The following is a 25,079-nucleotide window of genomic DNA, read 5'->3' on the forward strand; positions in this document are numbered from 1 at the left end:
AGCGATGGCCGCGCCTCGGTCTTAAAGCGAAGCCAGCTCGGTTTCAGCTTCGACGGCCTTCACCGCTTTAAGCTGACGCATCTGCTCACAGCCCCACAACACCCGCTCCGGGGTCGCCGGGGCGTCGATCTTCGGCTGATGCTTGTAGTCGCCGAGGCTTGCCACAGCGTCCTTGATCGCACACCACGCGGCAATGCCGAGCATGAACGGCGGCTCACCAACGGCCTTGGAGTGGAACACGGTGTCTTCCGGGTTCTTGCGGTTTTCTACCAGTTTCACTCGCAGATCCAGCGGCATGTCCGCCACTGCCGGGATCTTGTAGCTGGCCGGACCGTTGGTCATCAGCTTGCCCTTGTTGTTCCAGACCAGCTCTTCCATGGTCAGCCAGCCCATGCCCTGGACGAAACCACCTTCAACCTGACCGATGTCGATGGACGGGTTCAGCGAGGCGCCGACGTCGTGGAGAATGTCGGTACGCAGCATCTTGTATTCGCCGGTCAGGGTGTCGACGATGACTTCGCAGCACGCCGCGCCGAAGGCGAAATAATAGAACGGACGGCCACGGGCCTGGCTGCGGTCGTAGTAGATTTTCGGGGTCTTGTAGAAGCCTGTGCTCGACAGCGAGACCTGATTGAAATACGCCTGCTGGATCAGCGATTCAAAGGTCAGGATGTGATCACGAACGCGTACATGGCCGTTATGGAATTCGACGTCTTCCTCGCTGACTTTGAAGTGCCGTGCGGCGAACTCAACCAAGCGTTGCTTGATGATCTCGGCGGCATTCTGGGCGGCTTTACCGTTGAGGTCGGCACCGCTGGAAGCAGCGGTTGGCGAGGTGTTTGGCACCTTGTCGGTATTGGTCGCGGTGATCTGCACGCGATCGATTTCGACCTGGAACACTTCGGCCACGACCTGCGCGACTTTGGTGTTCAGGCCCTGGCCCATTTCGGTGCCGCCATGGTTCAGGTGGATGCTGCCGTCGGTGTAGATGTGGATCAAGGCACCTGCCTGGTTCAAGAAACTCGCGGTGAACGAAATACCGAATTTCACCGGGGTCAGCGCCAGGCCTTTTTTCAGGATCGGGCTGTTGGCGTTGTAGCGACGGATCGCTTCGCGGCGCTCGTAATACTGGCTGCTTTCTTCCAGTTCCGCGGTCATTTCCTCGAGCATGTTGTGCTCGACTGTCTGGTAGTAGTGGGTAACGTTGCGCTCGGTCTTGCCGTAGTAGTTGGCCTTGCGTACCGCGAGTGGATCGAGGTTGAGATGACGGGCAATCGCGTCCATCACTTCTTCGATCGCGACCATCCCTTGCGGGCCGCCGAAACCACGGTAGGCGGTGTTCGAGGCGGTGTTGGTCTTGCAGCGATGACCGTTGATGGTCGCATCGCCCAGGTAATACGAGTTGTCCGAGTGGAACATTGCGCGGTCGACAATCGACGCCGACAAGTCTGGTGAGCAACCGCAGTTGCCGGCCAGTTCCATGTTGATCCCGTGCAGGCGCCCGGTGCTGTCGAAGCCGACGTCGTACTCGACGTAGAACGGGTGACGCTTGCCGGTCATGAGCATGTCTTCGACGCGCGGCAGGCGCATTTTGGTCGGCTGGCCGGTGAGATGCGCAACCACTGCGCACAGGCACGCGGGGCTTGCCGCCTGAGTTTCCTTGCCACCGAAACCACCGCCCATGCGGCGCATGTCGACGACGATTTTGTTCATCGACACGTCGAGCACTTCAGCGACTAGTTTCTGCACTTCGGTCGGGTTCTGCGTCGAGCAATAAACAATCATGCCGCCGTCTTCGGTGGGCATGACCGAGGAGATTTGCGTCTCCAGGTAGAAGTGTTCCTGACCGCCAATGTGCAGCGTGCCTTGAATGCGATGATCGGCCGTCGCCAGTGCGGAGACCGAATCGCCGCGCTGGTGGGTGTGGCTGTCGAGGACGAAGTGGCGCTTGCGCAGCGCTTCGACCACATCCAGCACCGGTTCGAGGTCTTCGTATTCGATGATCGCGGCCATCGCTGCCTTGCGTGCGGTTTCCAGATCTTTCGCCGCCACGGCGAGCACCGGTTGCCCGACAAATTGCACATCATCGATGGCCAGCAACGGGTCGCCCGGCATCAGCGGGCCGATGTCTTTCAGGCCCGGGACGTCTTCGTGGGTGATGGCGATGCGTACGCCTTCGAAGGCATAGCAAGGACTTGTATCAATGCTGATGATCTTCGCGTGGGCGCGGTCCGACAGGCGTGCGTACAGGTGCAACTGGTTCGGAAATTCCAGGCGATCATCGATGTACTGGGCTTCACCGGACACATGTTTGGCGGCGCTGTCGTGCTTGACGCTGCGGCCGACACCGGTGGTCAGGTCCTGGGCGAACAATTCGGCCAGTTCAGCCTGGGTCTTCTCTACGGCGTGATGGTTAGACATAAGCGGTCACCCGAGTCTCGATGTGCGGTGTTTGCAGTTCGATGAAGTATTTGCGCAGCAGGTTCTGCGCGCTGAGCAGGCGATATTCCTTGCTGGCGCGGAAGTCCGAGAGCGGCGTGAAGTCTTCGGCCAGGGCAGCGCAGGCGCGTTCGATCACGGCATTGTTGAACGGTTGGCCGATCAGCGCGGCTTCGCAAGCGGCGGCGCGCTTGGGGATCGCGGCCATGCCGCCGAAGGCGACGCGGGCATCGCTGATCACACCGTTTTCGATGCGCAGATTGAACGCGGCGCAGACGGCGGAGATGTCGTCGTCCAGACGCTTCGAGACTTTATAGGCGCGGAACAACTGCTCGGCGCTGGCACGCGGGACGATGATCTTCTCGATGAATTCGCTTTCCTGGCGGGCAGTGACGCGGTAATCGATGAAGTAGTCTTCCAGGTTCAGGGTGCGCCGGGTTTCGCCTTTGCACAGCACGATCTGCGCGCCGAGGGCGATCAGCAGGGGCGGCGAGTCACCGATCGGCGAGGCGTTGCCAATGTTGCCGCCGAGGGTGCCCTGGTTGCGGATTTGCAGTGAAGCGAAGCGGTGCAGCAATTCGCCGAAATCCGGGTACTCGGCGTTCAACGCTTCGTAGCAGTCGGAGAGGCTGGTGGCGGCGCCGATTTCGATGCGGTCATCGAAACTGTCGATGCGCTTCATTTCGGCGACGTTGCCGACGTAGATCATCACCGGCAGCGTGCGGTGGAACTGGGTGACTTCCAGCGCCAGATCGGTGCCGCCCGCCAGCAGGCGCGCTTGTGGGTAAGCATCGTAGAGATCGGCCAGATCGGCGACGGTCAGCGGCACCAGACAGCGCTTGTCGCCGCTGTTGAGTTCGCCGATATCGGTGGGGGCAATGGCTTTGAGTCGGGCGATGGTGTCAGCTTCGCGGGCATCGAACTGATCCGGTTGCTTGGCGCAGCACGACTGCTCGGCAGCGGCCAGAATCGGCCGGTAGCCTGTGCAACGGCAGAGGTTGCCGGCCAGCGCTTCGTGGGCCTTGGCGTTATCCGGCGCATCGCTGTTCTTTTGCAGAGCGAACAGCGACATGACGAAACCGGGGGTGCAGAAACCGCACTGCGAACCGTGGCACTCGACCATGGCTTTCTGCACGCTGTGCAGTTCGCCTTTGTGCTTGAGGTCTTCAACGCTGATCAGTTGCTTGCCGTGCAAGGACGACACGAACGTCAGGCACGAATTGAGGCTGCGATAGCGAATATGTTCGCGACCGTCGTCATCCGTCTGCAACTCGCCGACCACTACGGTGCAGGCGCCGCAGTCACCGCTGGCGCAACCTTCTTTGGTGCCGGATTTGCCGACGTGTTCACGCAGGTAATTGAGCACGGTCAGATTCGGGTCCAGGGCGTGCTCGCTACGGAGTTCCTGGTTAAGTAAAAACTGGATCACGGAAGGCCTCGCAGACTCATTATTGTTGTTAAGCGACTTGAGCCGAATTTAGCAGCTCTGACTTTTCGGTCAATGGTTTTCTGACTTAAAGGTCAAGAAAATGCATTTCGTCGATCAACAACCTGTCTATTCAGTATTGACCCTCATCGAGTCCCCTGCCTTTTTGCGGGAATCGTGCCAAAAACCGCTGAGTGGGCACTCCGCCATGACCTTGCATTTGCGCTACACTGCGCCGCTTGTGCAGATCGATAGAATTTGAAGGACACCATGACGTTCAAGGCCCCGGACAGCCTCGCCGAGCAAATCGCTCACCACCTCGCCGAACGCATCATTCGTGGCGAAATGAAGCCGGGAGAGCGCATCCAGGAACAGAAGGTCACGCTGGCGCTCAACGTCAGCCGCGGTTCGGTCCGCGAAGCCTTGCTGATCCTCGAACGTCGCCACCTGATCGCGATCCTGCCGCGCCGTGGCGCGCATGTCACCGAACTGACGGCGCACAAGGTGCAGAGCCTGTGCACGCTGATGAGCGAGCTGTACATCCTGCTCGGCAATTCGGTGGCCAATGGCTGGCAGGTCCAGTCGGACATGGCGCCGTTCGTGCAGATCCAGCAGCGCCTGACCGCCAGCTACGAGCGTCAGGACATCCGCACGTTCGTCGATGACAGTTTCAACGTCATGCGCGCCGCCTATCCGTTCGCCAACAACCCGTACCTGCAAGAAACTGTCGAGAACCTGCAGCCGGCCATGAGCCGCGCGTACTTCCTCGCCCTCGAACAGCGCAAGGCCGAAATGAGCGAATTCCTCGAACTGTTCGAGCGCTTGCTGGCTGCCGTGCTCGCCCGTGACCTGCCGCAGATCCGCATCGTGCTGACGGCTTACGCCCAGCGCAGCTGCGATCTGGTGGTGTCTGCCCTGACGGTTGCCTAAGCGTGCGGCTCAAGTGCATCAAACTAGCGGGATTCAAATCCTTCGTCGACCCGACCACGGTGAACTTCCCCAGTAACATGGCGGCGGTCGTCGGGCCGAACGGTTGCGGCAAGTCGAACATCATCGACGCCGTACGCTGGGTGATGGGCGAAAGTTCGGCGAAAAACCTGCGTGGCGAGTCGATGACCGACGTCATCTTCAACGGTTCGACCAGCCGCAAGCCGGTGAGCCAGGCGAGTATCGAACTGGTGTTCGACAACTCCGACGGCACGCTGCTGGGCGAATACGCGGCTTACGCGGAGATTTCCATTCGCCGCAAAGTGACCCGCGACAGCCAGACCACTTATTACCTCAACGGCACCAAATGCCGTCGCCGTGACATCACCGATATCTTCCTCGGCACCGGGCTGGGCCCGCGCAGCTACTCGATCATCGAGCAGGGGATGATCTCCAAGCTGATCGAGTCCAAGCCTGAAGACCTGCGTAACTTCATCGAAGAAGCGGCGGGTATCTCCAAGTACAAGGAGCGCCGGCGCGAGACCGAAAACCGCATCCGCCGCACCCATGAAAACCTCGCCCGCCTGACCGACCTGCGCGATGAGCTCGAACGTCAGCTCGAACGCTTGCACCGTCAGGCCGAGGCCGCCAAGAAGTATCAGGAGTTCAAAGCCGAGGAGCGTCAGCTCAAGGCGCAACTGTCGGCCCTGCGCTGGCAGGATCTGAACGATCAGGTCGGCCAGCGCGAGTCGATCATCGGCACCCAGGAAATCAGTTTCGAAGCGCTGGTCGCCGAACAACGTAACGCCGATGCGGCGATTGAGCGCTTGCGCGACGGGCATCACGACCTGTCCGAGCGCTTCAATCTGGTGCAGGGGCGCTTCTATTCGGTCGGCGGCGACATCGCCCGGGTCGAGCAGAGCATCCAGCACGGCCAGCAGCGTTTGCGTCAGTTGCAGGACGACTTGAAAGAAGCCGAGCGCGCGCGACTGGAGACCGAGTCGCATCTGGGCCACGACCGCACGTTGCTGCTGACCCTCGGCGAAGAGCTGGACATGCTCACCCCCGAGCAGGAAATCACCAGCGCTGCCGCCGAAGAAGCCGCCGCTGCACTCGAAGATTCCGAAAGCGTCATGCACGGTTGGCAGGAGCAGTGGGACGCCTTCAACCTCACTGCTGCCGAACCGCGGCGTCAGGCCGAAGTGCAGCAGTCGCGCATTCAGCAGCTCGAAACCAGTATGGAGCGCTTGGCCGATCGCCAAAAGCGCCTCGGCGAAGAGCGTGCGTTGCTCTCGGCGGACCCCGAAGACGCGGCGATCATGGAGCTCAACGAGCAGCTCGCCGAGTCCGAAGCGACCCTTGAAGATTTGCAGACCAGCGAAGAAGCCCAAGTCGAAAAGCTTGAGCAACTGCGTCAGGAACTCCAGCAAGCGCTGACCGCGCAGCAACAGGCGCAGGGCGATTTGCAGCGCCTCAATGGTCGCCTGGCCTCCCTTGAAGCCTTGCAGCAAGCCGCGCTCGATCCGGGCACCGGCACCGCTGAATGGCTGAAGGAACACAACCTCGCCGAGCGTCCGCGTCTGGCTGAAGGCCTGAAGGTCGAGGCCGGTTGGGAGCTGGCGGTAGAAACCGTGCTCGGCGCCGATCTGCAAGCGGTGCTGGTCGATGATTTTAGCGGCTTCGATCTGTCCGGTTTTACTCAGGGCGATTTGCGCCTGCTCAGCCCTGGCACCGACGGCGTGCGGGTGGCGGGCAGTCTGCTGGACAAAGTCGAGGCGCAGATCGATCTGTCGCCGTGGCTCGGTCAGGTCAAACCGGTCGACAGTCTGGAGCAGGCATTGGCTCTGCGCGGCCAGTTGGGCGCCGGGCAGAGCGTGATCAGCCGCGACGGCTATTGGGTCGGCCGGCACTTTCTGCGCGTACGACGGGCCAGTGAAGCGGAAAGCGGCATGCTCGCCCGTGGCCAGGAAATCGAAGCGTTGCATCTTGAACGCGAAGAGCGTGAAGCCACGGTCGAAGCCATGGAAAACCGTTTGCAAACCCTGCGCGCGCAGCAGCGTCAGCAGGAAAACGGTCGTGAGCATCTGCGTCGTTTGCTGCAAGACGAAGCGCGTCAGCAAGGTGAGCTGAAAGCGCAATTGTCCGCCGGTAAAGCCAAGGCCGAACAGCTGACATTGCGTCGTACTCGTCTGGATGAAGAGCTGGTCGAACTCGGCGAACAACGTGCGCTGGAGCACGAACACATCGGCGAAGCGCGCATGCACTTGCAGGAAGCCCTCGATGCGATGGCGCTGGACACCGAGCAGCGCGAGTTGCTGCTGGCCCAGCGCGACAGCCTGCGCGAACGCCTCGACCGCGTGCGTCAGGAAGCGCGGCAGCACAAGGATCATGCGCACCAACTGGCCGTGCGTCTCGGCTCGCTGCGCGCGCAGCACGACTCCACGCGTCAGGCGTTGGAACGTCTGGAAATGCAGTCCGAGCGTCTGACCGAAAAGCGTGAACAGTTGAGCCTGAATCTGGAAGAGGGCGAAGCACCGCTGGAAGAACTGCGCCTGAAACTCGAAGAGCTGCTCGACAAGCGCATGACCGTCGATGAAGAACTCAAGACTGCGCAGATCGCGCTCGAAGATGCCGACCGCGAATTGCGCGATGCAGAAAAACGCCGCACGCAGGCCGAGCAGCAATCGCAACTGATCCGTGGTCAGCTCGAACAGCAGCGCATGGAGTGGCAGGCCCTGACCGTGCGCCGCAAGGCCCTGCAGGATCAACTGCTCGAAGACGGCTACGATCTCAACGGCGTGCTCGCCACATTGACTGCGCAAGCCAGTGAACGCGAAGCCGAAGAAGAACTCGAACGGATCAATGCGCGGATTCAGCGTCTGGGCGCGATCAACCTCGCGGCCATCGACGAATACACGCAACAATCCGAGCGTAAGCGTTATCTGGATGCGCAGGACGCCGATCTGGTCGAAGCGCTGGAAACCCTGGAAAACGTCATCCGCAAGATCGACAAGGAAACCCGTAACCGTTTCAAAGATACCTTTGATCAGATCAATGGCGGATTACAGGCGCTTTTCCCGAAAGTTTTCGGTGGCGGGCGCGCGTATTTGGAACTGACGGGCGAAGATCTACTCGATACAGGGGTAACGATCATGGCGCAGCCGCCAGGGAAGAAGAACAGCACCATCCATTTGCTCTCCGGCGGGGAAAAGGCCCTGACCGCGCTGGCACTGGTTTTTGCGATCTTCAAGTTGAACCCGGCGCCGTTCTGCATGCTCGATGAGGTTGACGCGCCGCTGGATGACGCTAACGTTGGACGCTACGCACGCTTGGTCAAAGAGATGTCGCAGACCGTGCAGTTCATCTATATCACCCACAACAAGATCGCCATGGAAATGGCCGAACAGTTGATGGGCGTAACGATGCATGAACCGGGTTGTTCGCGACTGGTAGCGGTGGATGTCGAGGAGGCGATGGCGATGGTGGATGCCTGATTCGGCATCTTGTGGGAAAGGTATTAGGGGGTCTGTAGGACTTTATTACCTGACTCGACTTGCTGGCCAATCGACATATTCGCGCAAGCCGATGAGACAGACGGTGTAAAGTTGTCTATGGTCGTGCTAGTTTAATGTCAATTTTTCGTATACGTGGGCAAAACGCCTGTCAGAACATAGAGTTGGCGCCACGTTTTAAAGCGGTTTGCACAGTGTAAACCCCTTATTTTTCAGCATTTTTTATAGAGGCACGGGATTACATGGAAATCGGTCTGCGCGAGTGGCTGATCGTCATCGGCATCATTGTGATAGCCGGTATTCTTTTCGATGGCTGGCGCCGTATGCGCGGCGGCAAGGGAAAACTGAAATTCCGTCTTGATCGAAGTTTGTCCAACCTGCCGGACGAGGACACCAGCCCTGAGCTGTTGGGCCCGGCCCGCGTATTGGACACACACAAGGAACCGCAACTGGACGAGCACGATCTGCCGTCGGTGAGCATGCCGGCCCGCGAAGCACGCGAGCCTCGCGAATCCGGCGCCAAACGTGGCAAGCGCGGCAGCAACGGTCCGGCCCAGGGCGACCTGAACCTCGATCTGGATCTGGACGGCGGCCCGAGCTTCAGCAGCCGTGACGACTTCGTAGAAGACGCCAAGCCGGCGCCTGCAGCGGTCGAAAAGGATCAACCGCAAGCCGAAGAAGTCCTGGTGATCAGTGTGATCTGCCGCGACGCTGCCGGCTTCAAAGGCCCGGCGCTGTTGCAGAACATTCTGGAAAGCGGGCTGCGTTTTGGCGAGATGGATATTTTCCACCGCCACGAAAGCATGGCCGGCAATGGTGAAGTGCTGTTCTCCATGGCCAATGCGGTCAAGCCGGGCATCTTTGATCTGGACGACATCGACCATTTCAGCACCCCGGCGGTGAGCTTCTTCCTTGGCCTGCCAGGTCCGCGTCACCCGAAGCAAGCCTTCGACGTGATGGTGGCCGCAGCCCGCAAGCTGTCGCAGGAATTGAACGGCGAGCTGAAAGATGACCAGCGCAGCGTTCTGACCGCGCAGACCATTGAGCACTACCGTCAGCGCATCGTCGAATTCGAGCGCCGCGCCCTGACCCACAAGCGTTGATTCCAAAGGTTGCCTCGCTATCCGGGGCAATCAGCAATATAGATTGAGCAGCCTCGGCTGCTCTTTTGCTTTATGAGAGAACACCCATGACCGCCGCCAAAAACCGCATTCTAGAGCTGCGCGCTGAACTCGATCAGCACAACTACCGTTATCACGTCCTCGACGAGCCGAGCATTCCGGACGCCGAGTACGACCGGTTGTTTCATGAGCTCAAGGCGCTGGAAGCGGCCAACCCCGACCTGATCACCAGCGATTCGCCCACCCAGCGCGTCGGCAGCGTGGCGCTCACCGCGTTCACGCAGGTACGTCACGAAGTGCCGATGCTCAGCCTCGGCAACGCGTTTGAAGAAACCGATATGCGCGAGTTCGACCGTCGGGTGACCGAGGGTCTGGACCTGCCTGCCGGTGATCTGTTCGGCGGCAGCTCGGTGGTGGAATACAGCTGCGAGCCGAAGCTCGATGGCCTGGCGGTCAGCCTGCTGTATCAAAATGGCGTTCTGGTGCGCGGCGCCACGCGCGGTGACGGCACCACTGGCGAAGACATCAGCGTCAACGTGCGCACGGTGCGCAATATTCCACTGAAGCTGCACGGCGAAGGCTGGCCGGCGACCCTGGAAGTACGCGGTGAAGTGTTCATGTCCAAGGCCGGGTTCGAGCGCCTCAACGCCTCGCAACTGGAAGTCGGCGGCAAGACCTTCGCCAACCCGCGTAACGCGGCGGCCGGCAGTCTGCGTCAGCTCGACTCAAAGATCACCGCCAACCGTCCGCTGGAATTCTGCTGCTACGGCATCGGTCAGGTCTCACACGATATTTCCGACACGCACATCGGCAACCTCAAACAGTTGCAGAAGTGGGGCATGCCGATCAGTCATGAACTGAAACTGGCCAAGGGCATTGGCGAGTGCCTGGATTACTACCGCGACATCGGCGCACGGCGTAACTCGCTGACCTACGAAATCGACGGCGTGGTGTTCAAGGTCAACAGCATTGCCGATCAGCGTGAACTGGGCTTCCGCGCTCGCGAACCACGTTGGGCGATCGCGCATAAATTCCCGGCAATGGAAGAGCTCACCGAGTTGCTCGACGTGGAATTCCAGGTTGGCCGCACCGGTGCCGTCACCCCGGTCGCACGTTTAAAGCCAGTCAAGGTTGCCGGCGTCACCGTGGCCAATGCCACGCTGCACAACATGGATGAAGTCGCACGACTGGGCCTGATGATCGGCGACACCGTGATCATCCGCCGCGCCGGTGACGTGATTCCGCAAGTGGTGCAAGTGGTCACCGAACGCCGTCCGGAAAATGCACGGCCGGTAGCGATCCCGGAAAACTGCCCTGTCTGTGGTTCGCACGTCGAGCGCACGCAACTGATCAAGCGCAGCAAAGGCAAGGAAACCGTCAGCGAGGGCGCGGTGTATCGCTGTGTCGGGCGACTGGCCTGTGGCGCGCAACTGAAGCAGGCGATCATCCACTTCGTCTCGCGTCGTGCGATGGACATCGAAGGCCTGGGCGACAAGAGCGTTGAGCAATTGGTCGACGAAGGTCTGGTCAGTTCGCCAGCGGATCTTTACGCACTGAAGTTTGAAGACATCGTCGATCTGGAAGGCTTCGCCGAGGTCTCCAGCAACAAATTGCTCACAGCCATTGCCGACAGCAAGCAGCCGGGGCTGGCGCGCTTCATCTATGCGCTGGGCATTCCCGATGTCGGCGAAGAGACCGCCAAGGTGCTCGCGCGCTCGCTCGGTTCGCTGGAGCGCGTGCAGCAGGCTTTGCCGCAAGTGTTGACCTACCTGCCGGATGTTGGTCTGGAAGTGGCACACGAGATTCACAGCTTCTTTGAGGACGCGCATAACCAGCAGGTGATCAGCGAATTGCTGGGCCATGGTTTGCAGATTCAGGATCAGGGCGAGTTGGGCGCCGAGTTTGCCGCCAGTACCACGCTCGGTGGCTTTCTCGACAAGCTGCACATCCCCTCGGTCGGCCCGGGCGGGGCGCAAAAACTGGCGGACAAGTTCGGTTCGCTGGAAGCGGTGATGAACGCCGACTGGCTGGACATGCGCCAGGCGTTGCCGGAGAAGCAGGCGAATTCGGTTCGCGAGTTTTTCGCCGTGCCGCAGCATCGTCAGCTTGCCTTGGACGCCGAGAAACAGCTGCGTGATTTCGGCATGCATTGGGAGAGCGAGAAGAAAGTCGTCGAAGGCTTGCCGCTGTCCGGCGAGACCTGGGTGCTGACCGGCAAGGTCGAGTTGATGAGTCGCGATGTCGCTAAAGATCACCTCGAAAGCCTGGGCGCGAAAGTGGCTGGCTCCGTGTCGGCGAAAACCCACTGCGTGGTTGCGGGGCCGGGTGCCGGTTCGAAGCTGACCAAGGCCAATGAGCTGGGTGTGAAGGTGATGGATGAAGAGGCGTTTATCGCCTTCCTCAAAACCCACGGCTGAACGTTTAAGATCAAAGCATCGCAGCCTGCGGGGTCAGTGTTTCGCCACGCCTATGTGTCCGTACACTGATCCTCTTTAGGAGCTGCCGAAGGCTGCGATCTTTTGACGTGCCCCAACAGAAGCGCGGAACGATGTTGTCATGGGAATGATCTAGTCTTGGCAAGCCCCAGGGAGAGATCGCCATGTACCGCTTTTTCGAGCAGCTCAGTTCTCGCATCGTCGCGCCGTTCATGGCCGAGTCCTCACGCAACAGCAAAGTCTGGCCGTGCCGCTGCGGTCAGTCGCTGTTCTTTCGCAACAGCCAGTGTCTGGCCTGCAACGCCTTGCTCGGTTATCAACCCGAAGAAAGTCGCCTGACCTCGCTGCAACCGGGCCCGTACGAGGGCACCTGGGCGCTCGATGCCGACCCCGAGGCCGGCCTGTTCCGTCGTTGCGCCAATCTCGACACGCCCGCCGCGTGCAACTGGTTACTGGCGGCCAACGATCACGACACCCTGTGCGTTGCCTGCAGCCTCAATCGCACCATCCCCGACCTGTCCGTTCCGGAAAACCCCGAGCGCTGGCGCAAGGTCGAAATCGCCAAACGTCGCTTGGTCGCGCAACTGATCACCCTCGGTCTGCAGGTCATCCCGAAAACCGTGGATGAAGACGCCGGGCTGGCCTTCGACTTCATCGGCGTCGACCTCGAAGGCAACGCGCCCATGACCGGCCACGCCAACGGCCTGATCACCCTCGACATCAAAGAAGCCGACGACGCCCACCGCGAGCAGGTGAGGGCGCAGATGCACGAGCCGTATCGCACGCTGCTCGGGCATTTTCGTCATGAGGTCGGGCATTACTACTGGGATCGACTGATCGCCAACGGCCCGTGGCTCGACTCTTTTCGCAACCTGTTCGGCGACGAGCGCGCCAGCTACGCCGAGGCACTTGACCGCCACTATCAGCAGGGCGCGCCGCTGGACTGGCCGCAGCACTACGTCAGCGCCTACGCGACCATGCACCCATGGGAAGACTGGGCGGAAACCTGGGCGCATTACCTGCATATGATGGACGCGGTCGACACCGCGCTGGGTTTCGGCATGAGCGCGCGTGAGATGGACTTTGACTATCAGCCTTTTCCGACCAGTACGTTGTACGACCCGGGACATCCGGGTGGGGAGGCGTTCCTGTCATTCGTCAACGCGTGGATCGAACTGGCAGGCATGCTCAATGAGCTGTCACGCAGCATGGGTCAGCCGGATTTCTATCCGTTCGTGCTGCCGGCGCCGGCGATTGCCAAGCTGCATTTCATTCATCTGGTCATCCAGCAGGCGGGCGGCAGGGCGGACGACGTTCTTCAGGCGCAATAAAGTCAAAAGATCGCAGCCTTCGGCAGCTCCTGCAGGGGTGTGCGCCTCATGTAGGAGCTGCCGAAGGCTGCGATCTTTATGTCCTTGAACAGACTCATATTTTTTTATCCGCCCGAACGGTTGTAACTTCGTCTCAGATAGGTACAATGGCGCGGCTCGCCGATAGGCAAGCGTCGTTATGGTGACCCCATCGGTCCCCCCGCAACGATTACCCGTGAACCTGGTCAGAGCCGGAAGGCAGCAGCCACAGCGGGAACATTGTGTGCCGGGGTGTGGCTGGTGGGGTTACCACCTTAACGAACAATAGAACGCTTCAACCGAACTGCATGGGTTTCGCCCACTGCGGTTTTTTTGTGCCTGGGATTTTCCGTACCGACACAAATCCCACTGCTGATGAGGATCCTGTGGGAGCTGGCTTGCCAGCGATAGCGGTGGGTCAGGTTCATCTATTTCACTGAAAATCCGCAATCGCTGGCAAGCCAGCTCCCGCAAGGTTATGGGGTGTTGTCGGAGTGGCCGGTGTAAAGCCGAATAATCTCATCAATCTCCCCCGACATTTTCATCCGCAGCAACGTGCGCAATATCCTCTGCACTGGCACGTTCGGATCGTTCCTCACATAGCAGCCGACAAGCTGCTCCTGCAGCACCGCCACGCCGTGCAGTTGCTGTTCAGGCGCCAGGCGCTGGTTGAACCAGTCCAGCGTCCACTGATTGCTCACGGCGTAGCGATAACGCCCGGCCAGCAGTTTTTCCAGCACCTGTTCCTGACTGCGCGCATCTTCGCGTTGCAGTTGATCGGCATCGAACAGCGGTTGCAGGGTGGGGTAGGTGTAACCGAGTACGGTGCCGATCGATTGACGGGGCAGGTCAGCCGGGTCGATTTTATTCGGCAAACCCTGGCGGCTGACCAGCAAATCACGCTGAAACAGCAGCGGGATACTCCAGATGTAATCGCCGGACTGATTCGGCAGCCACGATTGTGCGGCGTAGCAGCGCACATCAATTTCGCCGTGTTCCATCGAGCTCTGCACCCGCGTGCGCGGCAGGACGACAAACTGCGCTGGCACGCCGACCTGGGTGGCCAGGCTGAGCATGATGTCGTAAAGGATGCCCTGAGTCGGGCGGCCGCGTTCCAGTTGCACAATGGGCATCGCCCAGCTGTCGGGCACGACGAAACGCAGCGGTGTTTCCGCTGCCGTGACGCTCAGGCTCACCCCTAGCATTGCCCCCACCGCCCAACGCATAAACGCTCCGGTAATTCCCGATCCCGAGCCTATAAAAGCCTCTGCTCATGCAGCTTAGCCATATTAGAGAAGGACACCGGATGCAATTTTGCCCTTGCTCCGCTAGCATTAGCCGCTTCAGCTTCCTTCGTTGCGACGGTTTTCGATGAGTTATCAGGTTCTTGCACGTAAATGGCGTCCGCGCTCGTTCCGCGAAATGGTCGGCCAGACCCATGTGCTCAAGGCTCTGATCAATGCCTTGGACAGCCAGCGGCTGCACCACGCGTACCTGTTTACCGGTACGCGCGGGGTGGGTAAAACCACGATTGCGCGGATCATTGCCAAATGCCTGAACTGTGAGACAGGTATCACTTCCAGCCCGTGTGGCGAATGTTCGGTGTGCCGCGAAATCGATGAAGGCCGTTTTGTCGACCTGATCGAGATCGACGCCGCCAGCCGCACCAAGGTCGAAGACACCCGCGAGCTGCTCGATAACGTGCAGTACGCGCCGAGCCGTGGGCGCTTCAAGGTCTACCTGATCGACGAAGTGCACATGCTCTCCAGCCATTCCTTCAATGCGCTGCTCAAAACCCTCGAAGAACCGCCGCCGTACGTCAAGTTCATCCTGGCGACCACTGACCCGCAGAAACTTCCGGCAACGATTCTTTCGCGCTGCCTGCAGTTCTCGCTGAAGAACATGACGCCTGAGCGCGTGGTCGAGCATTTGACCCACGTGCTCAGCGCCGAAAACGTGCCGTTCGAAGACGACGCGCTGTGGTTGCTGGGTCGTGCCGCTGACGGCTCGATGCGTGATGCCATGAGTCTGACCGACCAAGCCATCGCGTTCGGCGAAGGCAAGGTTATGGCCACCGACGTGCGGGCGATGCTCGGCACGCTGGATCACGGCCAGGTCTACGACGTGCTGCACTCGTTGATCGAAGGCGATGCCAAGGCGTTGCTCGAAGCTGTTCGTCACCTGGCCGAGCAGGGCCCGGACTGGAACGGCGTGCTGTCGGAAATTCTCAATGTGCTGCACCGGGTGGCCATCGCTCAGGCGTTGCCGGACGGTGTCGACAACGGTCATGGCGACCGTGATCGGGTGTTGGCATTGGCGCAGGCGTTGCCGGCCGAAGACGTGCAGTTTTATTACCAGATGGGCCTGATCGGGCGCCGCGATTTGCCGCTGGCCCCCGACCCGCGTGGCGGCTTCGAAATGGTCTTGCTGCGAATGCTGGCCTTCAGGCCCGCAGACACCGCGGACGCCCCGAGGCAACCGCTAAAGCCAGTGGGGATCAGCCAGGCCACAGTTGATTCCGCAAACTCCGTGGCTGCCGCGCCTAAACCTGCGCCGGTGGTCGCTGCGGCTGTTGCGCCAACGCCAGTGGCTGCACCGGCTCCCGAGCCTGTGGTTGCAGCTGAGCCGGAACCTGCGCCGGAACCCGAGCCCGAGCCAGTCGCTGTCGAAACTGTCATCGATCTGCCCTGGAACGATCCGGTAGAACCTGAGCCCGAGTCGGTGCAGCAACCTGCCGTCGAGCCCATGCTGGAAACCGCCGCCGAGCAGCCTGACCTGCCGCCGATGCCGCTACCGACCCCGGACAGCGTCGTTCCTGATGCGCCAGAGTGGGCCGCGGCGCCGATCCCTGAGCCGAGTGTTGCCGAAGTCGATGCCGCCACACCGGGCATGGACGCGGACGATGAGCCGCCGCTGGACGAGGATTACATCGAGCCGGACATCGATTCGGCCTACAGTTACCTCGACGAACTGGCCAGCGAACACGCCGCAGAGCCGGCCCCGGAACCCGAGCCTGAGCCCGCCGCGATGCCGGCCACAGGTTTGGCGTTGCAGTGGCTGGAGTTGTTCCCTAAATTGCCGATCTCCGGCATGACCGGCAGCATCGCCGCCAACTGCACATTGATCGCGGTCGATGGCGACCATTGGTTGCTGCACCTGGACCCGGCGCACAGCGCCTTGTTCAACGCCACTCAACAGCGTCGTCTCAACGATGCGTTGAACCAGTACCATGGCCGCACGCTGGGCCTGACCATCGAACTGATCAAGCCTGAGCAGGAAACCCCGGCACAGGCTGCCTCGCGTCGGCGCATCAACCGTCAGCGCGAAGCTGAAGAATCGATCCACGGTGATCCGTTCATCCAGCAGATGGTTCAGCAGTTCGGCGCGGTCGTGCGAAGCGATACTATTGAACCTGTCGACGCTCTGGTCACTCAGGGCTAATAACTGAAGGCGTTCGGTGTTAATTGCCGGGCGCTGTTTTTGATCCAAGTACTTTTGAGGTGATTCCCATGATGAAAGGTGGCATGGCCGGCCTGATGAAGCAGGCGCAGCAGATGCAGGAAAAAATGGCCAAGATGCAGGAAGAACTGGCCAACGCCGAAGTCACCGGTAAGGCCGGTGGCGATATGGTCACCGTGGTGATGACCGGTCGTCACGACGTGAAAAGCGTGAGCATCGATCCAAGTCTGGTTGAAGGCCTGAGCGAAGACGACAAGGAAATGCTCGAGGCCGTTGTTGCCGCCGCCGTCAACGACGCCGTGCGCAAGATCGAAGCCAACAGCCAGGAAAAAATGGGCGGCATGACTGCCGGCATGAACCTGCCAGCGGGTATGAAACTGCCATTCTGATTCGCCATCTGGCGGCAGATGAGCTACACAAAATGCCAGGCATTGCGCCTGGCATTTTTGTTGCTGGCTGATTTCAGCGTCTGTCACAAATCTTTGCCAGGCCAGGCTCCTGTAGGAGCTGTCGAGTGAAACGAGGCTGCGATCTTTTGATTCGGACTAATAAAATCAAAAGATCGCAGCGTGCCGTAGCTCCCACAGGGATAGTGTGCAGCGACGAAACATCGAACCCGTCACGGCCACAGTGGTCTGCTCCCTATACCGCCGAATTCATCATTCACAGGAGACGCTGACATGTCCGACCCTCTGACCCTCAACCAGCGCTTTGTGCTGGCCTCGCGCCCGGTTGGCGCGCCGACTCCCGAGAACTTTCGCCTGGAGCGCGAAGCCCTGCCGGATCTCGAAGACGGCCAGGTGCTGCTGAAGACCCTGTACCTGTCGCTCGATCCCTACATGCGCGGGCGCATGAGTGACGCACCGTCCTACGCCGCTCCGGTACAAATCGGTGAGGTGATGACCGGTGGGGCTGTCAGCCGAGTCGAGCGTTCGCGTCATCCGAAATTCCATGAAGGCGATCTGGTCGTCGGTGCCACCGGGTGGCAAAGCCACAGCATCAGCGACGGGCGCGACATCATGCCGATCCCTTCGGGTCTGCCGAGCCCGTCGATGGCCCTCGGTGTGCTGGGCATGCCCGGTATGACCGCGTACATGGGCCTGATGGACATCGGGCAGCCGAAAGAAGGCGAAACTCTGGTGGTGGCTGCCGCATCCGGCGCTGTAGGCTCGGTGGTCGGGCAGGTGGCGAAGATCAAAGGCCTGCGCACGGTCGGCGTGGCGGGTGGCGCCGAGAAGTGCAAATACGTGGTCGAGGAGTTGGGCTTCGACGCTTGCATCGATCACAAGGCTGCCGATTTCGCCGAGCAACTGGCCAAGGCCTGTCCCGATGGCATCGACATCTATTACGAAAACGTTGGCGGGCATGTCTTTGACGCCGTCGTCCCGCTGCTAAATCCCAAGGCGCGCATTCCGCTGTGCGGCCTGATTGCCGGGTACAACGCCCACGAAGCGCCGCAAGGCCCGGATCGTTTGCCGATGCTGCAACGCACGTTGCTGACCAAGCGTGTGCGGATTCAAGGCTTCATCGTGTTCGATGACTACGGTGATCGTCAGCCGGAGTTCATCAGTCACATGGTGCCGTGGGTGCGCGACGGCAAGGTCAAATTCCGTGAAGACGTGGTGGAAGGCCTGGAGCAGGCGCCCGAGGCGTTTATCGGTCTGCTGGAAGGACGCAACTTCGGCAAACTGGTCGTGCGGGTTGCCCAGGACTGAGTATTTGACGCTGGCCAGAGGCGCGGGTATAAACCGCGTCTCGTTGTTTTGTCGGACTTTTTACCCATGAGCTTCAGCCCTTTGATTCGCCAACTGATCGACTCCCTGCGAATTCTGCCGGGTGTGGGTCAGAAAACTGCCCAGCGCATGGCGCTGCAGTTGCTCGAACGTGACCGCAGCGGCGGTGCGCGCCTGGCCCAGGCGCTGAGCCAGGCCATGGAAGGGGTGGGGCATTGTCGCCAGTGCCGCACGTTGACCGAAGACGATCTGTGCCCGCAGTGCGCCGATACCCGCCGCGACGACACGTTGCTGTGCGTGGTGGAAGGGCCGATGGATGTTTATGCGGTCGAGCAAACCGGATTCCGTGGGCGTTACTTCGTGCTGAAAGGGCATTTGTCGCCGCTGGACGGCCTCGGGCCCGAGGCCATCGGCATTCCGCAATTGATCGCGCGGATTGAAGAAGCGGGCACGTTTACCGAAGTCATCCTCGCCACCAACCCGACGGTTGAGGGCGAGGCGACGGCGCATTACATCGCTCAGTTGCTCAACAATAAAGGCCTGATCGCTTCGCGGATTGCCCACGGGGTACCGCTGGGTGGCGAGCTGGAACTGGTGGACGGCGGGACGCTGGCGCATTCGTTTGCCGGGCGTAAACCGATCGCTCTCTAAATCCTTATTGCCTGTTCTGGCCTCATCGCTGGCAAGCCAGCTCCCACAGTGATTTGGGTTGATCACAAAATATGTGAGCAACATCGAACCCTGTTTGAGCTGGCTATATTGTTTCCACAGGAATTTGAGGTTTATCACAAAGTTTGTGAACGACCTCTGCCCCTGTGGGAGCTGGCTTGCCAGCGATGCAGGCGCCTCGGTCTATCAGATTCACACAATATTGTTGAAAACCAAGCAAGCGCTCGGTTAACGTCGGCGAACTCTTCGATGGAGCTCGCCCATGCCTGCCTTTCAGGAATACTTCGACCCCAGCCACCAGATGGTCCGCGACAGCGTCAGACGTTTCGTCGAGCGCGAGGTCCTGCCGGATATTGATGCGTGGGAAGAAGCCGAAAGCTTCCCCCGAGAGCTGTACCTGAAAGCGGGTGCCGCCGGCATCCTCGGCATTGGCTACCCCGAAGCACTGGGCGGCAGCCATGAAGGCGATCTGTTCGCCAAGGTTGCCGCCAGTGAAGAGCTGATGCGCTGCGGCTCTGGCGGCTTGGTAGCCGGGCTGGGTTCGCTGGATATCGGCCTGCCGCCCATCGTCAAATGGGCGCGACCTGAAGTGCGCGATCGCGTTGTGCCGCAAGTGCTCAGCGGCCACAAGATCAGCGCGCTGGCCGTCACCGAGCCCGGCGGCGGCTCCGATGTCGCCAACCTGCAAACCCGCGCCGTGCGCGACGGCGACTTCTACCGCGTCAGCGGCAGCAAGACCTTTATCACCAGCGGCGTTCGCGCCGACTTCTACACTGTCGCGGTGCGCACTGGTGCGCCGGGTTTTGGCGGCATCAGCCTGCTACTGATCGAGAAGGGCACGCCGGGTTTCACCGTTGGCCGACAGTTGAAGAAAATGGGCTGGTGGGCGTCGGACACGGCTGAATTGTTCTTCGACGATTGCCGGGTGCCTGTAGGAAACCTGATCGGCGCTGAGAACATGGGCTTCGCCTGCATCATGGGCAACTTCCAGAGCGAACGGTTGGCGTTGGCACTGATGGCCAATATGACCGCGCAGCTTGCGCTCGAGGAGAGCCTGAAGTGGGCACGCGAGCGTGAGGCGTTTGGCAAGCCGATCGGCAAGTTTCAAGTTATCAAGCATCGTCTCGCCGAAATGGCCACGGCGCTGGAGGTGTCGCGTGAGTTCACTTACCGGCAAGCGGCGAAAATGGCGGCGGGGCAGAGTGTGATCAAGGAGATTTCCATGGCCAAGAACTTTGCTACGGACACCTCGGACCGCATCACCACGGAGGCAGTGCAGATACTCGGCGGGTTGGGTTACATGCGTGAAAGTCTGGTGGAGCGGCTGTATCGGGATAACCGCATCTTGTCGATTGGCGGCGGGACGCGGGAGGTGATGAACGAGATCATCGCCAAGCAAATGGGGCTTTGAATCCTGGGTGAGGCTGCTGGCCTCATCGCTGGCAAACCAGCTCCCACAGGTTTTTGGGGCATACACGATATTTGTGAACGACCGAAATCACTGTGGGGGCTGGCTGCCTGCGACAGCGTCAGTACAGGCGCCGCTTACTTATCGGTCAAGGCAAACTGCGTCAGGCAGAAGGTCGGAATCCCCATATCCTGTAGACGCTGCGAACCGTTCAGCTCCGGCAGATCAATAATCGCCGCCGCCTCATGTACCCGTGCGCCCATGCGCCGAATCAGGTTGGCTGCCGCAATCAAAGTGCCGCCGGTGGCGATCAAATCATCAAACATCACCACCGAGTCGCCTTCGCACAGGCTGTCGGCGTGCACTTCCAGGAAGGCTTCGCCGTACTCGGTCGCGTAACCTTCAGCCAATACGTCGGCCGGCAGTTTGCCCTGCTTGCGGAACAGCACCAGCGGCTTGTTCAACTGATAGGCCAGTACCGAACCGATCAGAAAACCGCGAGCATCCATCGCGCCGATGTGCGTGAAGTCGGCTTCGACGTAGCGGTGAGCGAAGCTGTCCATCACCAGACGCAGGGCCGTTGGCGACTGGAACAGCGGGGTGATGTCGCGAAAGATCACGCCCGGTTTCGGGAAGTCGATCACGGGGCGGATCAGGGATTTGATGTCGAAGGAGTCGAAGACCATCGTCGAGGTGTCCTGGCAGGGCTGCAAACGGCGCAGTATACCCGCGGCTGAATCGGTTCGCTCGGCCGCGGGTCGAGATCAGCCTTCCAGCGAACCGCCAGCCAGGGCGCAGAGCTGGATCGGATCGAGAATGTGGATCTCTTTGCCTTCTGCAGCAATCAGTTGGTTTTGCTGGAAGCGGGTGAATACGCGGGACACGGTTTCCACCGCCAGGCCCAGGTAATTGCCGATTTCATTGCGCGACATGCTCAGGCGGAACTGGTTGGCCGAGAACCCGCGAGCGCGGAAGCGTGCCGACAGGTTGACCAGGAAGGTTGCGATACGCTCGTCGGCGGTTTTCTTCGACAGCAGCAGCATCATTTGCTGGTCGTCGCGGATCTCGCGGCTCATCACGCGCATCAACTGACGGCGCAGCTGCGGCAGTTGCAGGGCCAGTTCGTCGAGGCGTTCGAAAGGGATTTCGCAAACCGAAGTGGTTTCCAGTGCCTGGGCCGAGACCGGGTGTTTCTCGGTGTCCATGCCGGACAGGCCGACCAGTTCGCTCGGCAGGTGGAAGCCGGTGAGTTGTTCTTCGCCGGAATCGCTCAGGCTGAAGGTTTTCAGGGCGCCGGAGCGTACTGCATAAACGGAATCAAACGTGTCGCCCTGGCGGAACAGGAACTCACCCTTTTTCAACGGGCGGCCGCGTTTCACGATTTCGTCCAGCGCATCCATGTCTTCCAGATTCAGAGAAAGTGGCAGGCAGAGAGGTGCCAGGCTGCAATCCTTGCAATGGGCCTGGTTGTGAGCGCGCAGTTTGACTGGCTCGGACATTTCTTCAATCCTTGTGGGAAAACACACATAAGCCGTAAGGGTAACTCACGGGAGGACATTCAGGCCAGTCAATGGCGAGTTTGTCCCGCGGGCGTAAAGCCGCAGGGCCACTGGCCGATAAACTGTTATCAGAGCTTTGGAAGGAACCGATTCAATGGCTGCCATTGGTACGCTGGGCCACGCTAGCAGCGGTGTTGAGGCACTGTCGGACCCGTTTAAAAATGCCGACGACAAAGGCCGCGACGCCGAATCGACTACACAGGCAACCCCGACCTTGGTCGAAGGCGTCAAAGTGTCGCTGTCCGGTGCTTCAATCGAGAGATCGGCAGGTTCCGGTGGCGATAATCGCGACATCGAAGAGAGCGGCTTGCCCGAGAATATCCAGCAACTGCTGAAGATGATCCGTAAATTGCAAAAAGAGATCGCCGAGAAAAAGGCGCTCATCGAAAAGATCATGGCCGACAAGCGCCTTTCCAACGAAGAAAAGATCATCAAGGTTGCCGCTCTGCGTGGCGCCATTGCCGCGTTGAACACTGGTCTCATTACCGCCAATCTGGCTTTGTCCAAAGTGGTGGGGCAGTCGGGTCTGACCTCTGATCAGAACATGAAAGTGGGTTCGTTGTTGATGAAAAACTAGATTACCCGCGAGAAACGCTGGCGATTCTGCTGTTCGAGGTAAGCGTCGAACACCATGCACACCGAGCGCACCAGCAGTCGTCCGGCCGGCAACACTTCGATTCGCTCGCGATCAAGGGTAATCAAGCCATCCTTGGCCATCTCTTGCAGTTGAGGCCACAGAGCGCCGAAGTAACCTTGAAAATCGATGTTGAACTGTTGCTCGATCTCGGCGAAGTCCAGGCTGAAATTGCAGATCAACTGTTGAATCACTTCCCGCCGCAGTCGGTCGTCGGCGTTACACACCAAGCCGCGGCTGGTCGCCAATTGCGCTGAGGCTAGGGTGTTCTGGTATTCGTTGAGGTCGCTGCTGTTCTGGCAGTAGAGGTCGCCAATCTGGCTGATCGCCGACACGCCCAGCCCCACCAGATCGCAATGACCGTGGGTGGTGTAGCCCTGGAAGTTGCGCTGCAAGGTTTGTTCTTCCTGAGCGATCGCCAGTTCGTCGTCGGGCAGGGCGAAGTGGTCCATGCCGATGTAGCGGTAACCGGCGGCGGTCAGTTGTTCAATGGTGCGCTGGAGCATTTCCAGTTTTTGCGCGGGGCTCGGCAGTTCCTGACTGTTGATCCGTCGCTGTGGCATGAAGCGTTCCGGCAAGTGCGCGTAGTTAAACACCGAGAGCCGATCCGGTTGCAGGCTGATGACTTCTTCCACCGTGCGGGCGAAGTTCTCCGGGGTCTGTTTGGGCAGGCCGTAAATCAGATCGATGTTGATCGAGCGAAATTGCAGCGTGCGTGCGGCGTCGATCACCGCGCGGGTTTCTTCCAGGCTTTGCAGGCGATTGACCGCGCGCTGCACCGCCGGGTCAAGGTCTTGCAGACCAATGCTGACGCGGTTGAAGCCCAGTTCACGGAGCAGGCCCATGGTCGACCAGTCGGCTTCTCGCGGGTCGATTTCGATGCCGTAATCGCCGGAGTCATCGTCCAGAAGATTAAAGTGCTTGCGCAGATGTGCCATCAATTGGCGCAGTTCGTCGTGGCTGAGAAAGGTCGGCGTACCGCCGCCAAAGTGCAGTTGCTCGACCTTTTGCGCCGGGTCCAGGTGGCAGGCGATCAGCTGGATTTCCTGCTCGAGCCGTTGCAGATACGGCAGGGCGCGGCCGCGATCCTTGGTGATGACCTTGTTGCAGGCGCAGTAGTAGCAAATGTTCGCGCAGAACGGCACATGAACGTACAGCGATAGCGGGCGCTGGGCTTTACGGCTGTCGCGCAGGGCATGGAACAGATCGAACGTGCCGACCTGACTGTTGAATTGCACGGCCGTCGGATATGAGGTGTAACGCGGCCCCGCCAGATCGTAGCGGCGGATCAAATCGGTGTCCCAACGAATGGCGTCGAGCATGCGGGCATTCCCCGGATAGGCTGGCAGTGTGGCGAGTCTAGGGGCGGGCGCGGCGGGGTGTCTTGATTTGCATCAACGGGGTGCATTGGTAGGAGCATTGAGGGATTCTTCGCGAGCAGGCTCGCTCCCACAGGAGGTGTGTGGTTTGCACAGGAACCGTGCTGGCGCGGGCCTGCTCGCGAAGGCCGCGCCGCCGTTTAATGCCCCATCAACCAGTGCTGATGCGGCCCGGGCAATGTCCAGATCCCGAACAGAATCACCAGCAAACCGCCGACCATTCGCACGCTGCGCTTGCGCAACAGCGCCGTCACCCGTTCGGCGGCGAGGCCGGTGGCCAGCAGCACCGGCCATGTGCCGAGCCCGAAGGCGAGCATCAGCAACGCACTGTCCAGCGCATTGCCCTGGCTCGCTGACCACAGCAACGTGCTGTAAACCAGTCCGCACGGCAACCAGCCCCATAGTGCGCCAAGCAGCAAAGCACGGGGCAAGCTCGACACTGGCAGTAAACGATTGGCCACGGGCTGAATGTAGCGCCACAAACCGCGACCGAGGCTTTCGATACGGGTCAGACCGCTCCACCAGCCTGCCAGGTACAGGCCCATGGCAATCAGCAGCAACCCGGCCAGTACACGCATGAACAACGCGGCCGGGCTGTTGGCCACCGCCCACCCGGCGAGGCCGATCAGCAATCCGGCCGTGGCATAGCTGAGGATGCGTCCCAGGTTATACGCCAGCAGCAAGCGAAAGCGTCGACTGCGTTGTTCCTTGGGGATCGCCAGGGTCAGCGCGCCCATCAAGCCGCCGCACATCCCCAGGCAATGGCCACCACCGAGCAATCCGAGGATCAGCGCCGACACCAGCAGTGGTGCCAGTTCAAGCATGAGGAGGGGCCTTGTCGTCCGGTTTCTGCGCGCGGGCTTCGTCCACCGCAGCGGTGTGGTTCGGATCCTGATCATCGAACAGGATACTGTGGGCCGGACCGTCGAGGTCGTCGTACTGGCCGCTGTCCACCGCCCAGAAGAAGATGTACACGGCGATGGCCACGATCAGCAGGGCGGCCGGGATCATCACGTAGAGAGCTGGCAT

General features: G+C 60.3%; 19 protein-coding genes and 1 other RNA gene. 12 read left to right on the forward strand and 8 right to left on the reverse strand.

Annotation, left to right across the window (positions count from 1 at the left end):
- Positions 1 to 21 precede the first annotated feature (21 nt).
- Positions 22 to 2,421: a xanthine dehydrogenase molybdopterin binding subunit gene (gene xdhB, locus AB4P97_RS04770; protein ID WP_261735658.1), complete on the reverse strand. Its 2,400-nt coding sequence runs from the start codon at positions 2,419 to 2,421 to the stop codon at positions 22 to 24.
- The gene (xdhA, locus tag AB4P97_RS04775) at positions 2,414 to 3,868 is read right to left on the reverse strand and encodes a xanthine dehydrogenase small subunit (protein WP_047300405.1); all 1,455 of its coding nucleotides are present in this window, start codon (positions 3,866 to 3,868) and stop codon (positions 2,414 to 2,416) included. Before xdhA ends, xdhB begins: the two co-directional genes overlap by 8 nt.
- Positions 3,869 to 4,135: 267 nt before the next feature.
- Here xdhA and AB4P97_RS04780 point away from each other — a divergent pair, with 267 nt between their 5' ends.
- The 6 genes from AB4P97_RS04780 to ffs all read left to right on the forward strand — a co-directional run bounded on the left by AB4P97_RS04780 (position 4,136) and on the right by ffs (position 13,476).
- Complete coding sequence (locus AB4P97_RS04780) at positions 4,136 to 4,795, forward strand: GntR family transcriptional regulator (protein ID WP_042558520.1); 660 nt, start codon at positions 4,136 to 4,138, stop codon at positions 4,793 to 4,795.
- Positions 4,796 to 4,797: 2 nt separating this feature from the next.
- A complete protein-coding gene (gene smc, locus AB4P97_RS04785; RefSeq protein ID WP_042558521.1) occupies positions 4,798 to 8,286 on the forward strand; it encodes a chromosome segregation protein SMC in 3,489 nt (1,162 codons plus the stop codon).
- Between the two features lie 260 nt (positions 8,287 to 8,546).
- Complete coding sequence (gene zipA / locus AB4P97_RS04790) at positions 8,547 to 9,407, forward strand: cell division protein ZipA (protein WP_042558522.1); 861 nt, start codon at positions 8,547 to 8,549, stop codon at positions 9,405 to 9,407.
- Positions 9,408 to 9,493: 86 nt separating this feature from the next.
- Positions 9,494 to 11,842, forward strand: coding sequence for an NAD-dependent DNA ligase LigA (gene ligA / locus AB4P97_RS04795; protein WP_395602118.1), 2,349 nt, complete (start codon positions 9,494 to 9,496; stop codon positions 11,840 to 11,842).
- A 182-nt stretch (positions 11,843 to 12,024) separates the two neighbouring features.
- A complete protein-coding gene (locus AB4P97_RS04800; RefSeq protein WP_210622368.1) occupies positions 12,025 to 13,191 on the forward strand; it encodes a putative zinc-binding metallopeptidase in 1,167 nt (388 codons plus the stop codon).
- Between the two features lie 188 nt (positions 13,192 to 13,379).
- Positions 13,380 to 13,476: signal recognition particle sRNA small type (gene ffs / locus AB4P97_RS04805), an RNA gene on the forward strand.
- 209 nt (positions 13,477 to 13,685) lie between these two features.
- On the opposite strand, the gene AB4P97_RS04810 is transcribed toward ffs, so the two are convergent.
- Positions 13,686 to 14,435, reverse strand: coding sequence for an ABC transporter substrate-binding protein (locus AB4P97_RS04810; RefSeq protein ID WP_042558525.1), 750 nt, complete (start codon positions 14,433 to 14,435; stop codon positions 13,686 to 13,688).
- 145 nt (positions 14,436 to 14,580) lie between these two features.
- Here AB4P97_RS04810 and dnaX point away from each other — a divergent pair, with 145 nt between their 5' ends.
- The 5 genes from dnaX to AB4P97_RS04835 all read left to right on the forward strand — a co-directional run bounded on the left by dnaX (position 14,581) and on the right by AB4P97_RS04835 (position 20,481).
- Positions 14,581 to 16,650, forward strand: coding sequence for a DNA polymerase III subunit gamma/tau (gene dnaX, locus AB4P97_RS04815; RefSeq protein ID WP_042558526.1), 2,070 nt, complete (start codon positions 14,581 to 14,583; stop codon positions 16,648 to 16,650).
- A 68-nt stretch (positions 16,651 to 16,718) separates the two neighbouring features.
- Entirely contained in the window at positions 16,719 to 17,057 is a 339-nt protein-coding gene (locus AB4P97_RS04820) for a YbaB/EbfC family nucleoid-associated protein (protein ID WP_042558527.1), read from the forward strand.
- 291 nt (positions 17,058 to 17,348) lie between these two features.
- Complete coding sequence (locus tag AB4P97_RS04825; RefSeq protein WP_042558528.1) at positions 17,349 to 18,383, forward strand: NADP-dependent oxidoreductase; 1,035 nt, start codon at positions 17,349 to 17,351, stop codon at positions 18,381 to 18,383.
- A gap of 66 nt (positions 18,384 to 18,449) precedes the next feature.
- Positions 18,450 to 19,052 (forward strand): recombination mediator RecR, encoded by a 603-nt coding sequence (gene recR, locus AB4P97_RS04830; protein WP_042558529.1) that lies wholly within the window; start codon positions 18,450 to 18,452, stop codon positions 19,050 to 19,052.
- A 280-nt stretch (positions 19,053 to 19,332) separates the two neighbouring features.
- Complete coding sequence (locus AB4P97_RS04835) at positions 19,333 to 20,481, forward strand: acyl-CoA dehydrogenase family protein (RefSeq protein WP_042558530.1); 1,149 nt, start codon at positions 19,333 to 19,335, stop codon at positions 20,479 to 20,481.
- A gap of 134 nt (positions 20,482 to 20,615) precedes the next feature.
- Here the strand turns inward: AB4P97_RS04835 and AB4P97_RS04840 are convergent, their stop codons facing one another.
- Positions 20,616 to 21,164: an adenine phosphoribosyltransferase gene (locus AB4P97_RS04840; protein WP_028621413.1), complete on the reverse strand. Its 549-nt coding sequence runs from the start codon at positions 21,162 to 21,164 to the stop codon at positions 20,616 to 20,618.
- 78 nt (positions 21,165 to 21,242) lie between these two features.
- Complete coding sequence (fnr, locus tag AB4P97_RS04845; RefSeq protein ID WP_042558531.1) at positions 21,243 to 21,977, reverse strand: fumarate/nitrate reduction transcriptional regulator Fnr; 735 nt, start codon at positions 21,975 to 21,977, stop codon at positions 21,243 to 21,245.
- 154 nt (positions 21,978 to 22,131) lie between these two features.
- Here fnr and AB4P97_RS04850 point away from each other — a divergent pair, with 154 nt between their 5' ends.
- Positions 22,132 to 22,614: a hypothetical protein gene (locus AB4P97_RS04850; RefSeq protein ID WP_042558532.1), complete on the forward strand. Its 483-nt coding sequence runs from the start codon at positions 22,132 to 22,134 to the stop codon at positions 22,612 to 22,614.
- Here AB4P97_RS04850 and hemN read toward each other — a convergent pair.
- The 3 genes from hemN to ccoS all read right to left on the reverse strand — a co-directional run bounded on the left by hemN (position 22,611) and on the right by ccoS (position 25,079).
- Entirely contained in the window at positions 22,611 to 23,993 is a 1,383-nt protein-coding gene (hemN, locus tag AB4P97_RS04855) for an oxygen-independent coproporphyrinogen III oxidase (protein WP_042558533.1), read from the reverse strand. The genes AB4P97_RS04850 and hemN overlap by 4 nt on opposite strands.
- 197 nt (positions 23,994 to 24,190) lie before the next feature.
- Entirely contained in the window at positions 24,191 to 24,874 is a 684-nt protein-coding gene (locus AB4P97_RS04860; RefSeq protein ID WP_042558534.1) for a sulfite exporter TauE/SafE family protein, read from the reverse strand.
- On the reverse strand, positions 24,867 to 25,079 hold the full coding sequence (ccoS, locus tag AB4P97_RS04865) for a cbb3-type cytochrome oxidase assembly protein CcoS (RefSeq protein WP_042558535.1): 213 nt from the start codon (positions 25,077 to 25,079) through the stop codon (positions 24,867 to 24,869). Before ccoS ends, AB4P97_RS04860 begins: the two co-directional genes overlap by 8 nt.

The sequence above is a fragment of the Pseudomonas sp. A1230 genome (assembly GCF_044218825.1).
Taxonomy (GTDB): Bacteria; Pseudomonadota; Gammaproteobacteria; order Pseudomonadales; family Pseudomonadaceae; genus Aquipseudomonas; species Aquipseudomonas iridis.

Excerpts from the sequence above, each read along its gene's own strand:
- xdhB (WP_261735658.1), bottom strand. The coding sequence starts at position 2,421 with ATGTCTAACCATCACGCCGTAGAGAAGACCCAGGCTGAACTGGCCGAA.
- AB4P97_RS04780 (WP_042558520.1), top strand. The coding sequence starts at position 4,136 with ATGACGTTCAAGGCCCCGGACAGCCTCGCCGAGCAAATCGCTCACCAC.
- zipA (WP_042558522.1), top strand. The coding sequence starts at position 8,547 with ATGGAAATCGGTCTGCGCGAGTGGCTGATCGTCATCGGCATCATTGTG.
- ligA (WP_395602118.1), top strand. The coding sequence starts at position 9,494 with ATGACCGCCGCCAAAAACCGCATTCTAGAGCTGCGCGCTGAACTCGAT.
- AB4P97_RS04800 (WP_210622368.1), top strand. The coding sequence starts at position 12,025 with ATGTACCGCTTTTTCGAGCAGCTCAGTTCTCGCATCGTCGCGCCGTTC.
- AB4P97_RS04810 (WP_042558525.1), bottom strand. The coding sequence starts at position 14,435 with ATGCGTTGGGCGGTGGGGGCAATGCTAGGGGTGAGCCTGAGCGTCACG.
- dnaX (WP_042558526.1), top strand. The coding sequence starts at position 14,581 with ATGAGTTATCAGGTTCTTGCACGTAAATGGCGTCCGCGCTCGTTCCGC.
- AB4P97_RS04820 (WP_042558527.1), top strand. The coding sequence starts at position 16,719 with ATGATGAAAGGTGGCATGGCCGGCCTGATGAAGCAGGCGCAGCAGATG.
- AB4P97_RS04825 (WP_042558528.1), top strand. The coding sequence starts at position 17,349 with ATGTCCGACCCTCTGACCCTCAACCAGCGCTTTGTGCTGGCCTCGCGC.
- recR (WP_042558529.1), top strand. The coding sequence starts at position 18,450 with ATGAGCTTCAGCCCTTTGATTCGCCAACTGATCGACTCCCTGCGAATT.
- AB4P97_RS04835 (WP_042558530.1), top strand. The coding sequence starts at position 19,333 with ATGCCTGCCTTTCAGGAATACTTCGACCCCAGCCACCAGATGGTCCGC.
- AB4P97_RS04840 (WP_028621413.1), bottom strand. The coding sequence starts at position 21,164 with ATGGTCTTCGACTCCTTCGACATCAAATCCCTGATCCGCCCCGTGATC.
- fnr (WP_042558531.1), bottom strand. The coding sequence starts at position 21,977 with ATGTCCGAGCCAGTCAAACTGCGCGCTCACAACCAGGCCCATTGCAAG.
- AB4P97_RS04850 (WP_042558532.1), top strand. The coding sequence starts at position 22,132 with ATGGCTGCCATTGGTACGCTGGGCCACGCTAGCAGCGGTGTTGAGGCA.
- hemN (WP_042558533.1), bottom strand. The coding sequence starts at position 23,993 with ATGCTCGACGCCATTCGTTGGGACACCGATTTGATCCGCCGCTACGAT.
- AB4P97_RS04860 (WP_042558534.1), bottom strand. The coding sequence starts at position 24,874 with ATGCTTGAACTGGCACCACTGCTGGTGTCGGCGCTGATCCTCGGATTG.
- ccoS (WP_042558535.1), bottom strand. The coding sequence starts at position 25,079 with ATGCCAGCTCTCTACGTGATGATCCCGGCCGCCCTGCTGATCGTGGCC.